This window comes from Segatella sinensis (assembly GCF_040095255.1).
Classification (GTDB): domain Bacteria; phylum Bacteroidota; class Bacteroidia; order Bacteroidales; family Bacteroidaceae; genus Prevotella; species Prevotella sinensis.
On the sequence record NZ_JBBNGE010000014.1, the window covers coordinates 1 to 12,861 of the forward strand.

Genomic DNA, 12,861 nt, shown 5'->3' on the forward strand with positions numbered 1-12,861 from the left:
CCCTGAAAGGGCAGAAGCTCTTAGCCCAGGGCAACGCCCTGAAAGGGCAGAAGCTCTTAGCCCAGGGCAACGCCCTGAAAGGGCAGAAGCTCTTAGCCCAGGGCAACGCCCTGGGTATAGTAGCAGTCAGCAAGGCGCCCTGTAAGGGCAAAAGCCTTATAAATTGCCTCGTTCTTTGAAGCTTTTGCCCTTTCAGGGCGACAGGCTTGCGTCCATGATTACCCAGGGTGCTGCCCTGGGCTAGGAGCTTTTGCCCTTACAGGGCGTGTGGAGCAGGGCGTGTGGAGCAGGGCGTGTGGAGCTTATATGCGAAACTTGAGTTATATCTTATTACATCTGTGAGAATGGCTGGCGATATTGGCAGCCTGATTTCCAGTTGCTGCAACCATAGGCGGTCTTGCCCTTGATGATGACGCCCTTGCCGCAGAGCGGGCATGGCTTGCCTACCATTGGGTCGGCTGGAGTCTGAGGAGCAGAAACCGGCTGTGCTGCTGCATTCTGCGTATCTGCATTTTGTGCATCTACATTTTGTGCATCTACATTTTGTGCAGTAGCTTCATCCTTTTTCTTGGCTGGCATCTTCTTGGCTTCTGCCTTCTTTGCTGCCGTTTTCTTCTTTTCCGGTTTTTTCTTGAGATCTTCCTCCGTCATGATGGTCACTCTTCGGCTGCTGTTATCCGATAGAACATCGATGACTATCTGGTTGATCTGCTCTTTCAAACCATTGATGAATTCGGCAGGGTCGTAGGTCTTGTGCTCGATGTCTCGGAGCTTCTTTTCCCAGATACCCGTCAGCTCACAGCTCTTCAGGAGTTCCTCGTGGATAGTGTCGATGAGCTCGATACCTGTAGGGGTTGCCATCAGGTTCTTGCGCTGGCGGCGGATGTAGTGGCGCTTGAAGAGGGTTTCGATGATGCCGGCACGGGATGATGGACGACCGATGCCGTTCTCCTTCAAGGCTGCACGAAGTTCCTCGTCTTCCACGAATTTACCCGCTGTCTCCATCGCACGGAGCAGGGTTGCCTCGGTGTAATACTTCGGTGGAGTGGTCCATTTTTCCGTCAGGGTAGGCTGATGGTCTCCCGATTCGCCTTTCACGAAAGATGGGAGGTTTTTTTCATCGTTTCCGTTGGCATTATCTGCATCGTCGTCATCGGCATTCTTCGCATCCTTGGCATAGACTACTCGCCAGCCCGGTTCCAGAATTTCCTTGCCGCTCACCTTGAACTCTATCTTTTCCGGTTTGGGTCCGTCTTCGTTGATGACCTCGCCCAATACGGTGGTGGTAGAGAATTTACAATCCGGATAGAACACGCTGATAAAGCGCTTGGCGATGAGATCATACACGTTTGCCTCCATATCGGTGAGTCCGGTTGGCGGAACACCGGTTGGGATGATGGCGTGGTGGTCGGTCACCTTGCTGTTATCGAATACCTTCTTGCTCTTCGGCAACTTCTTGCCGGTGGCTGCGAGTTGCTGGATGAGCGGCAGATATTTCTGCTGACTAGCTATCTTTGCCTGGCTCACACCATTCAGAATCTGCGGACATTTCGGATAGATATCGTCTGTGAGAAACTGGGTATCTACACGAGGATAAGTGGTATATTTCTTCTCGTAGAGACTCTGGATGAGCTTCAGCGTAATATCGGCGGAGTAGGCAAACTTCTTGTTGCAATCCACCTGCAGCGAGGTGAGGTCGTAGAGATGAGGGGGTGCCTCGTTTCCCTTCTTCTTGCTTACATCGGTAACGGTGAAGGGTTTGCCGGCGATGGTGCTGAAAGCCTTCTCGCCTTCCTCCTTGCTGGTAAACTTGCCGCTGGTAGCCGTAAACTGGGTGTCGCGATAGATGGTGGCGAGTACCCAGTAAGGCTCGGAAACGAAGTTGTCGATTTCCTTCTGGCGGTTTACGATAAGGGCTAGGGTAGGGGTCTGCACCCGGCCGATGCTGAGCACCTGTCGATTCTGACCATATTTCAATGTATAAAGTCGGGTGGCATTCATGCCGAGAATCCAGTCACCGATGGCACGGGAAAGTCCGGCAAGATAGAGCGACTGATATTCCCCCTGGTCTTTCAGTTCCTGAAATCCCTGCTTGATGGCTTCATCGGTCATGGATGAAATCCACAGTCTCTTGACGGGGCATTTTGCCTGCGCCTTCTGCATCACCCATCTCTGGATAAGCTCTCCTTCCTGTCCGGCGTCACCGCAGTTGATGATGCTGTCGGCAGCTTGCATCAGTTTCTCGATGGTGGCAAACTGCTTCTTGATGCCTTCATCGTTGATGAGCTTGATGCCGAATCGCTGTGGAATCATCGGCAACGCCGAAAGGCTCCAATGTTTCCACATCGGAGTATAATCATCCGGTTCCTTCAGCTCACAAAGGTGGCCGAAGGTCCATGTTACTTGGTATCCATTACCTTCCATATAACCGTCGCGTGCCGTGGTAGCTCCGATGATTCGGGCGATATCCTTAGCCACGCTAGGTTTCTCTGCTATACAAACTATCATTCTTTATTCTTATTTCTGTTTGCAAAGGTACAACAAAATAATGAGATAGCCATCATTTCGGCTTCTTTTTCTCATGGTAGAGAATAAAAAAGCCCTGTAAGAGCAAAAGCTTTTTGTTTTCAAAGCTTTTGCCCTTACAGGGCGACTTTGCTGATTGTTATCTAACCCAGGGTGTTGCCCTGGGCTAGGAGCTTCTGCCCTTTCAGGGCGACCTTGCTGATTGTTATCTAACCCAGGGCGCTGCCCTGGGCTAGGAGCTTCTGCCCTTTCAGGGCGTATTCGTATAAATCTGCGTAATGTTATCTAACCCAGGACGATTGCCCTGGGCTAGGAAATTCTGCCCTTTCAGGGCGTATTCGTATAAATCTGCGTAATGTTATCTAACCCAGGGTGTTGCCCTGGGCTAGGAGCTTCTGCCCTTTCAGGGCGTTTGGGTAAATCCTTGCGTGAGATTATGGCGTCCCGGCGGATTTGCAATCCGCCGTCAAAAAATGTTCGACCAATTAAACCCGGGGGATTTGTAATCCCCCAACAAAAGGAGAAGCATACTCCTTTGCTGCGGATTTCAAATCCGCAGAGCCTAAAAAGGTTAGGACATTTTTTAACGCCGGATTTCAAATCCGGCGGGACGCCAAATATATAAAGCTTTTGCCCTTACAGGGCGACTTTGCTGATTGTTATCTAACCCAGGGCGCTGCCCTGGGCTAGGAGCTTTTGCCCTTTCAGGGCGACCTTGCTGATTGTTATCTAACTGTTGAAGGGAAAGGACAGAAGCAAGTTTTTGGCAGCACGCCCTGAAAGGACAGAAGTAAGTTTTTGGCAGCACGCCCTGAAAGGGCAGAAGCTCCTAGCCCAGGGCAGCGCCCTGGGTAACCTTATGGCGCAAACAAGACGCCCTGTAAGGGCAAAAGCTTTAAAATACCTAGCAATATATAAAGCTTTTGCCCTTACAGGGCGACTTTGCTGATTGTTATCTAACCCAGGGTGTTGCCCTGGGCTAGGAGCTTCTGCCCTTTCAGGGCGTATTCGTATAAATCTGCGTAATGTTATCTAACCCAGGGTGTTGCCCTGGGCTAGGAGCTTCTGCCCTTTCAGGGCGTATTCGTATAAATCTGCGTAATCTGCGCAATCTGCGTGCGATTACTCGTACTCCTGCCAGCTCTTAATCTGAAGCTGATCCTGGCTCATTGTGCAGAATGCCTCGATGAAGGCTGAAGCAAGGCGGGCATTGGTGAACAGAGGAATGTTGTGGTCGATGGCACCACGACGGATTCTGTAACCATTGGTCAACTCACGCTTGGTGTGATTCTTTGGGATGTTGACGATGAGGTCGAACTTGTGGTCGGCAATCATCTGCATCACGTTAGGAAGATCCTTGTGCTCCTCATCAGGCCATCCTACGGCTGTAGCCTTTACGTTGTTCTCGTTGAGGAACTTCGCTGTACCGGCTGTAGCGTAGATGGTGTAACCGTTCTTTACCAAAGCCTGTGCTGCGTCGAGCAGAGAAGCCTTCTCCTTGGCACCACCGCTTGAAAGCATGATGCCCTTGTCCTTTGAAGGAATCTTGTAGCCAGTGGCAATCAATGAGTTGAGCAATGCCTCCTCGAAAGTATCACCCATACAACCTACCTCACCGGTAGAACTCATATCCACACCCAAAACAGGGTCGGCGTTCTGCAAACGGGCAAATGAGAACTGTGAAGCCTTCACACCCATGCGGTCGATATCGAAGGCAGACTTATCCGGTTTCTGATATGGAGCATCAAGCATGATGCGGGTAGCTGTCTCGATGAAGTTACGCTTCAATACCTTGCTCACGAATGGGAATGAACGGGATGCACGGAGGTTACACTCGATCACCTTCACATCGCGACCCTTAGCCAGGTACTGGATATTGAAAGGACCAGAGATGTTGAGCTCCTTGGCAATGGCACGTGAAATCTTCTTGATCTGGCGGGCTGTAGCGAAGGAAATCTGCTGAGCAGGGAAGGTCATGGTAGCGTCACCAGAGTGAACACCTGCATACTCTACGTGCTCTGAAATACCATACTCTACAATCTCACCGTTCTGAGCCACACCGTCGAACTCAATCTCGTTGGTCTCTGTCATAAACTGGGAGATAACCACTGGGTACTCCTTAGAAACCTCAGAAGCTGCCTCCAGGAAGCGACGCAACTCATCATCATTGTGGCAAACGTTCATGGCTGCACCGGAAAGAACGTAAGATGGACGAACGAGCACAGGATAGCCTACCTCGTCGATGAACTTCTGAACATCCTCCATAGAGGTGAGGGCGCTCCACTTAGGCTGGTCGATGCCGAGTTTATCGAGCATGGCAGAGAACTTACCGCGGTTCTCGGCACGGTCGATGTTGACAGGAGATGTACCCAGGATTGGCACAGACTGGCGATGGAGCTTCATAGCCAGGTTGTTTGGAATCTGACCACCTACGGAAACAATCACACCACGTGGTGACTCCAGGTCGATGATATCGAGTACACGCTCGAATGAAAGCTCATCGAAGTAGAGACGGTCGCACATATCGTAGTCGGTAGATACGGTCTCCGGGTTGTAGTTGATCATGATTGACTTGTAACCCAACTTGCGTGCTGTGTTGATAGCGTTTACTGAACACCAGTCGAACTCTACAGAAGAACCGATGCGGTAAGCACCCGAACCGAGAACGATGACAGACTTCTCGTTCTTGTAGTAGTTGATGTCGTAACCCTCTACAGCGTAAGTCATGTAGAGATAGTTGGTGAGGTCAGGATGCTCGCTAGCCACGGTAGGGATGCGCTTTACGGCAGGCAGAATGTTCAGCTTCTTACGCAGAGCACGAACTGCGAGCACCTCCTTCTCCATATTGGTATCCTTGGTCTTCAATACGAAGCGGCCAATCTGGAAGTCAGAGAAGCCCAATACCTTAGCCTCGCGCAATACCTCGGCAGGAATCTCCTCCAGAGTATTATATTCAGAAAGCTTGTGCTTGTAATCTACGATATTCTTCATGCGCTCGATGAACCAAGGGGCAATCTTGGTCAGCTCCTCGATGCGCTCGATGGTGTAACCTTCCTCCAAAGCCTGGGCGATGGCGAAGATACGGAGGTCGGTAGGGTTGGAAAGCTCCTCATCCAAATTGTCGAACTTGGTGTGGTCGTTGCCAACGAAACCGTGCATTCCCTGACCAATCATACGGAGACCCTTCTGGAGCATTTCTTCGAATGAACGGCCGATAGACATGATTTCGCCTACAGACTTCATGGAAGAACCAATCTTGCGGCTTACACCGGCAAACTTGGTAAGGTCCCAACGAGGAATCTTACAGATCATATAGTCGAGTGATGGAGCTACATAAGCTGAGTTAGGAGTACCCATCTCGCCAATCTGGTCGAGAGTGTAACCGAGGGCAATCTTAGCTGCAACGAAAGCCAAAGGATAACCTGTAGCCTTAGAAGCGAGGGCAGAAGAACGGCTCAAGCGAGCGTTGATCTCGATGATACGGTAGTCGTTGGTCTCAGCATTGAAAGCATACTGGATGTTGCATTCACCCACGATGTTGAGGTGACGCACGCACTTCACGGCGATGTCCTGCAACATCTTCACCTGCTCGTCGGTGAGAGAACAGGTTGGAGCCACCACGATAGATTCACCGGTGTGGATACCCAGTGGGTCGAAGTTTTCCATAGAGGCAACGGTGAAGCAGCGGTCGTTCGCATCGCGGATGCACTCAAACTCAATCTCCTTCCATCCCTTCAGGCTCTCCTCAACGAGCACCTGAGGTGCGAAAGTGAAGGCAGATTCAGCAATCTCCTTGAACTCCTCTTCGGTCTTGCAGACACCAGAACCGAGACCACCCAGCGCATAGGCAGAACGGATCATGATAGGGTAGCCGATGTTGCGTGCTGCAGCCACAGCCTCCTCCATGTTCTCGCAAGCGTGGCTTACGGGAACCTTGAGGTCAACCTTGTTGAGCTCCTTCACGAAGAGGTCGCGGTCTTCAGTGTTCATGATAGCCTCTACCGAGGTACCCAACACATCCACACCATACTCCTTGAGCACGCCGCTGAGGTAAAGCTCTGTACCCACGTTCAAACCAGTCTGACCACCCCAAGCGAGCATAATGCCGTCAGGGCGCTCCTTCTTGATAATTTCAGTTACAAAAAAAGGTGTCACCGGCAAGAAATAAACCCTGTCAGCAATACCTTCACTCGTCTGAATTGTAGCAACATTAGGATTGATGAGGACGGAACTGATACCCTCCTCGCGCAGCGCCTTGAGAGCCTGCGAACCGGAATAGTCAAACTCACCTGCCTGGCCGATCTTCAAAGCACCGGAACCCAGAACGAGGACTTTCTTAAGCTGTTTCTTCATCATGTTATTTAACTATAAGTTTATTCTTAATAATAAAAAGTCTCTTCTGAAAATGTCTTGTTTAGTATCTATTTAGTTTCTTAGTCAGATTACTAAGGAAGATACACTATTTCGGGCAGCAAAGATACGTTAAATATCTGAATCATCCAAATTTTCTGCTATTCTTTACAGTTAAATAACATCAATTATTTAAAAATCCTTTCGGGATTGTCTCATTTTTGCTATTTTTTTGTTACTTTTGCAGCGCCTACAGAAAATGTAGCAGAATGTTTCGATAATAATAAAACAATAGATAACAAGAGTATTATAAAACAATGAAAGTCGGATTATTCGTCCCTTGTTATGTGGATGCTTTATACCCTGAAGCGGGTGTGGCTACATACAAGTTACTAAAGCACTACGGACTGGATGTCGATTATCCCGAAAAGCAGACTTGCTGTGGTCAGCCGATGGCTAACGCGGGTTTTCAGGACAAGTCGGAGAAGGTCATAGAGACATTTGATGAGCTGTTCAAGGATTACGATTACATCGTAGCTCCTTCAGCTTCATGTGCCGCTTATGTTAAGGTGTATTACCCTAAGATTCTGGAGGGTAAGCACGAGTGTATTTCATCCAAGAAGATCATGGATGTTGTGGAGTTCCTACACGATGTACTAAAGGTGGATCATGTGCCGGGCAAATTCCCGCACGCGGTGAGTGTGCACAACAGTTGCCATGGTGTGCGAGAACTGGGCTTGTCGTCTCCATCTGAGCGACACATCAAACCATTCAACAAGATTATCGACCTGTTGAATATGGTGGAAGGCATTACCATCCACGAGCCGGAACGCAAGGATGAGTGCTGCGGATTCGGCGGTATGTTCTCTATCGAGGAGCCTGCCGTTTCTACCCGAATGGGAGAGGATAAGATCAAGCGCCACATGGCTACGGGTGCCGAATATGTCACCGGACCGGATTCTTCCTGTCTGATGCACATGGCGGGTATTGCCAAGAAGGAGAATATGCCGATCAAGTTTATCCATGTTGTTCAAATTTTAGCTGCAGGATTATGAGTACAGAACATTCCAAGAGAGCTGCGAAGTTTACGCAGAACGTAGAGAAGACCACCTGGCATGACGCTACCTTCTGGTCTGTTCGTCAGAAGAGAGATAAGATGGCGCAGGAACTTCCTGAGTGGGAAGACTTGCGCGAGCATGCGTCTGAAATCAAGATGCATACCATTACCCATCTTGCCGATTACCTCGATATGTTTTCCAAGAACCTGGAGAGCCGTGGGGTAAAGGTGCACTGGGCAAAGGATGCACAGGAGTTCAACGAGATTGTGCTCGGTATCCTGAAGGATCACAACGTGAAGAAGATGGTGAAGTCGAAGTCGATGCTCACCGAAGAGTGCGAGATGAATCCTTATCTGGAGAAGCACGGTATTGACGTGGTGGAGACCGACCTGGGTGAGCGCATCATCCAGCTCCTGAGGCAGAAGCCAAGTCACATCGTGATGCCAGCCATCCACCTGAAGCGTGAGGAAGTGGGAAAGATGTTCGAGGAGAAGGGAATCTCCAAGGAAATCGGAAACTACGATCCTACTTACCTGACCCGCTGTGCCCGCCATCATCTCCGCGACCAGTTTATGGAAGCTGGAGCAGGTATGACCGGCTGCAACTTCGGTGTGGCTGCCACCGGCGATTGCGTGGTCTGCACCAACGAGGGTAATGCCGATATGACTACTTCCATGCCTAAGCTCCATATCGTGGCGATGGGTATCGAGAAGCTGGTTCCTGACTATAAGTCACTGGCTGTATTCCAGCGCCTGCTCTGCCGCTGCGGAACCGGTCAGCCTACCACCGCCTTTACCTCTCATTTCCGCCAGGCTCGTCCGGGTGCCGAGATGCATGTGGTTCTGGTGGATAATGGCAGAAGCGATATTCTCGCCGACAAGGACCACTGGCAGACCTTGAAGTGCATGCGCTGCGGAGCCTGCATGAACACCTGTCCGGTTTATCGCCGTTCGGGCGGATACAGCTACACCTATTTCATTCCGGGTCCTATCGGTGTGAACCTGGGAATGCTGAAGAATCCTCAGAAGTACAGCGACAATGTTTCGGCATGTACCTTGTGCTTGTCTTGCGACAATGTCTGCCCTTCCAAGGTAGGTCCTGGTTCGCAGATTTACGCTTGGCGCCAGAATCTGGAGAGATTGGGCAAGGCTAATCCTGTGAAGAAGGCGATGTCGAATGGCATGAAATATCTCTTCGATCGTCCTGCGCTCTATACCACAGCCTTGAAGTTTGCGCCACTCGCCAATCTGATTCCTGAGTGCTTCACGCACTTCAGCAACTGGAATGCGTGGGGTATCGGTCACGCCAAGCCTGAGTTTGCGAAGAAGAGCTTCCATCAGCTTTGGAAAGAAGGAAAGGTGAAGTGATTTAAGTGAAGAGTGAAGAACGAAGAGTGAAGAATTCAACGGCTTTACTGATCATAAAGTTCAAAGTTCAAAGTTCAAAGTTCAAAGTTCAAAGTTCAAAGTTCAAAGTTCAAAGTTCAAAGTTCAAAGTTCAATGAATAAAGAAGATTTCCTGAACAAGTTGCGTAAGAATACGCACGTTCAATTCGATATGCCTGCCGTAGATGTCAAGGGAATCCAGTATGAGGATACCTTGAAGCAGTTTATTGAGATGACTGAGTCTGTGGGTGGACACGTGATAGAGGCTGAGGCGGGCGAGAGCCTGGATGATCTGGTGAAGAAGGCTTATCCGGAGGCGAAGGTCTTTGCTTCCAACCTGCCTGAGATTACCATCGCGCAGAAGAATCCTGATACCGTGGCTGAAGCCAACGACCTGAATGGTACCGATGTGGGTATTGTACGTGGAGAAGTGGGTGTTGCCGAGAACGGCTGCGTCTGGATTCCTCAGACCATGAAGGAGAAGGCGGTGCTTTTCATCTCCGAATATCTCGTGATTTTCCTTCAGAAAGATAAGGTTGTTAACAATATGCACGAGGCTTATGCCCGCATCGAGATGGATCCGAAGTATAATTTCGGTATTTTCATCAGCGGTCCTTCCAAGACTGCAGATATCGAGCAGGCTCTGGTAATGGGTGCGCAAGCTGCCCGTGGTGTGACAGTTGTACTTTTGTAAAAGGCAGAAATCCCGAAGCTCACTATCGTGTGAACTTCGGGATTTCTCTTTATACTGTCCATTCATAGGTGTCGTAAACCACGCCTCTTCCTCCGTAACCTTCCTTGTGGGCGATGAGGCCCTCGTTGATCCAGGCTCCCTGCTGTTCCGTAGAACTGCCGAAGTCCAGATAGGGATAATCGGGGTAATCATGATACATAATCTGTTCGTAGATAGCCTCCATGGCTCCGAATTCCTTTCCCTCATCGTTGGTAGAACTGTATTGTCCATGTACCACTTGCTGGGTAATATAAAAGGTGAGTCCTCCTATAATATGCCCGTTGCGATAAGCATTGTATTGGATGATATTCTCGGGGAATCGACTTTTCAGAAGTTCCATTTCCTGAAGCGTGTGTACCGGTTTGGCACCAAATCGCTTTTCCAGGTTCTCATTCAATACCTCCCAGAATTCCGACAGGCTTGCATCTCTCACTACGGTCACTCCATTCTGATGAGCCTTCTTCAGACGGCGCAGGTGGTCTTTTCGCCAGCGCAAATTCTGCTGCATGAAGATGGTAGTGCCGATATTGCGGAGCGAAAGATGAGCCTTGCATTTCCAGAAGATGGCATAGAGATCTTCTTCTGAAGGATGGAGATGATAGATCCAGGGAATAGGACGATACTGTACCTTCTCGAAACCCTGAAGACGCAGATAGACATTCAGTTCCTCAAAGAGTTGGCAGACATCTGAAATCGTGACGTGAATGTTCATGATCAGTCCGCCATAGGTGAGTCCGAAATGCGAGCAGAGGGTCTTGCCTACCTGATGGGCTGGCAGGATGGAATGGAGCTTTCCCTTCTTGAAGAACAGGAGAGAATAGTCCTTGAACCTATCGGAATGGTAATCCATATAGTTGCGGTAAAAGAGAAACGTAGCGTTTCGGGCTTTTGCCACATACGCATCCCATTGCTGGCGATATTCGGGAGTGTATTTGATGATTTCAAACATGATGTCTTGCGTATCGGATAGTTTCAAGCATGATGCCTTGCGTATTTGAGAAACTCGTCGTAATCATAGATATAATCAGCTTCTTCGTACAATTCCGAAGCCAGGACCAGACAGACTGAACCGGCTGAGAAGTTTTCCAGCGTTCGCCAGATGCCTGTGTTGACGAGTAGTCCCTGGTCGGGGCGGTTGAGAAGATAGGATTGCTTCCGGTTTCCATCATCCAGCGTAACCGTGAAGGAACCGCTGGCTGCGATGATTACTTCCAGGCATTCCCTGTGGGCGTGCCCTCCGCGGGCAGCACCTGCCGGAATATCGTAAGTCCAGTAGGTGCGCCTGATGTGAAAGGGCACATCGGTGTTGCTTTCCGCCTGGACGGGGAAAGATGCTGAGGGATGCGCATTGCCGAAGGAGATGATTTTACCTATATCTTTCATGTCTCTTGTTGTTTGAAAGCTTTTGCCCTTTCAGGGCGACAGGCTTGCGTCCATGAATGCCCAGGGTGTTGCCCTGGGCTAAGAGCTTCTGCCCTTTCAGGGCGACAGGCTTGCGTCCATGAATGCCCAGGGTGTTGCCCTGGGCTAAGAGCTTTTGCCCTTTCAGGGCGACAGGCTTGCGTCCATGAATGCCCAGGGTGTTGCCCTGGGCTAAGAGCTTCTGCCCTTTCAGGGCGTGCTGCTCTATTTCTTCATATATGGGTCGGTGCCCAGGACGGTCTTTGCCAGGCGCTTTGCCTTGTCGCGGAGCGCATTCAGGTCATCGCCCTTCTCGCCGTAGCAGAGAACGACACCCATACGGCGACCTACGTGAGCCTCTGGCTTTCCGAAGATGCGGATGCGGGTGTGGTCTTCCTTCAGCGCATCGAGCATGTTGTAGTTCAATGGCTCTGTGCTTTCCTCAGGAGAGAGGATGACGGCAGAACAGCCGATGTGCTCCAGATGGATTCCGGCGATAGGCAAGCCCATCACGGCACGGTAGTGGAGCTCAAACTCGCTCAGGTTGGTGGTGTGACCGAGGGTAACCATACCTGTATCGTGTGGACGAGGACTCAACTCTGAGAAGATGACCTCACCCTGCTTGCTCAGGAAGAACTCTACGCCCCAGAGACCAGCACCGGTCAGCGCCTTGGTTACTTCGCCGGCAATATGTTCAGCCTTCTTCAAAGCCTCCTCTGGAAGCTGGAATGGCTGCCAGCTCTCACGGTAGTCGCCGCCCTTCTGTACGTGTCCGATAGGTGGGCAGAAGAGGGTAGGGCCATCCTTCTGGGTTACGGTGAGGAGGGTGAATTCTGAATCGAAGTCGATGAATTCCTCGATGATCACTTCCTTCACGTCGCCACGGCCTTCCTCCATCGCTTCCTTGTAAGCCTCCACCAGCTCATCGTCGTTGTGAACATAGCTCTGTCCATGACCGCTGGAACTCATCAGTGGCTTTACTACGCATGGGAAACCAATCTCATCGGCAGCGTTCTTGAATTCCTCGAAAGTCTTTGCATAGAAATACTTGGCTGTGCGCAGACCCAGTTCCTTGGCAGCCAGGTCGCGGATGGCACGGCGGTTCATGGTGTAGTTCACGGCACGTGCCGAAGGTACAATCTGAATGCCCTCCTTCTCGAAGTCGAAGAGGCGCTCGGTGCGGATAGCTTCAATCTCAGGCACGATGATGTCTGGGTGATGCTTCTCAACCACAGCGGTCAATGCGTCGCCATCGAGCATTGAGAACACTTCTCGCTCGTCGGCTACCTGCATGGCTGGTGCATTGTCATACTTGTCGCAAGCGATGACATACTGTCCTGCTCGCTTTGCGGCGATGGTAAACTCCTTGCCCAGTTCGCCTGAGCCCAAAAGCATAATCTTCTTCATT

Annotated in this window: 8 protein-coding genes; 3 read left to right on the forward strand and 5 right to left on the reverse strand. The window is 50.4% G+C overall.

Translation table 11 applies throughout. The annotated features are described in order from the left end of the window. Positions 1–330 precede the first annotated feature (330 nt). Positions 331–2,508 carry a DNA topoisomerase 3 gene (locus tag AAAT87_RS05725; RefSeq protein WP_349225888.1) on the reverse strand — a complete coding sequence of 726 codons (2,178 nt, stop codon included), beginning with the start codon at positions 2,506–2,508 and terminating at the stop codon, positions 331–333. Positions 2,509–3,648: 1,140 nt separating this feature from the next. Beyond that, on the reverse strand, positions 3,649–6,879 hold the full coding sequence (gene carB / locus AAAT87_RS05730; RefSeq protein ID WP_349225923.1) for a carbamoyl-phosphate synthase (glutamine-hydrolyzing) large subunit: 3,231 nt from the start codon (positions 6,877–6,879) through the stop codon (positions 3,649–3,651). A 314-nt stretch (positions 6,880–7,193) separates the two neighbouring features. Here carB and AAAT87_RS05735 point away from each other — a divergent pair, with 314 nt between their 5' ends. The 3 genes from AAAT87_RS05735 to AAAT87_RS05745 all read left to right on the forward strand — a co-directional run bounded on the left by AAAT87_RS05735 (position 7,194) and on the right by AAAT87_RS05745 (position 10,013). Further along, positions 7,194–7,931 (forward strand): (Fe-S)-binding protein, encoded by a 738-nt coding sequence (locus AAAT87_RS05735; protein ID WP_295025195.1) that lies wholly within the window; start codon positions 7,194–7,196, stop codon positions 7,929–7,931. After that, positions 7,928–9,301 (forward strand): lactate utilization protein B, encoded by a 1,374-nt coding sequence (locus AAAT87_RS05740; protein ID WP_349225889.1) that lies wholly within the window; start codon positions 7,928–7,930, stop codon positions 9,299–9,301. The genes AAAT87_RS05735 and AAAT87_RS05740 overlap by 4 nt, the downstream gene beginning before the upstream one ends. 133 nt (positions 9,302–9,434) lie before the next feature. Continuing rightward, the gene (locus tag AAAT87_RS05745; protein WP_349225890.1) at positions 9,435–10,013 is read left to right on the forward strand and encodes a LutC/YkgG family protein; all 579 of its coding nucleotides are present in this window, start codon (positions 9,435–9,437) and stop codon (positions 10,011–10,013) included. A gap of 49 nt (positions 10,014–10,062) precedes the next feature. On the opposite strand, the gene AAAT87_RS05750 is transcribed toward AAAT87_RS05745, so the two are convergent. From AAAT87_RS05750 to purT, 3 genes are all read right to left on the reverse strand, one after another. Continuing rightward, positions 10,063–11,001, reverse strand: a complete 939-nt coding sequence (locus AAAT87_RS05750; protein WP_298528868.1) for a GNAT family N-acetyltransferase — start codon at positions 10,999–11,001, stop codon at positions 10,063–10,065. A 23-nt stretch (positions 11,002–11,024) separates the two neighbouring features. After that, positions 11,025–11,435, reverse strand: coding sequence for a sugar 3,4-ketoisomerase (locus AAAT87_RS05755; RefSeq protein WP_298528871.1), 411 nt, complete (start codon positions 11,433–11,435; stop codon positions 11,025–11,027). A 243-nt stretch (positions 11,436–11,678) separates the two neighbouring features. Further along, positions 11,679–12,860 carry a formate-dependent phosphoribosylglycinamide formyltransferase gene (gene purT, locus AAAT87_RS05760; RefSeq protein WP_296974044.1) on the reverse strand — a complete coding sequence of 394 codons (1,182 nt, stop codon included), beginning with the start codon at positions 12,858–12,860 and terminating at the stop codon, positions 11,679–11,681. Position 12,861 lies beyond the last annotated feature (1 nt).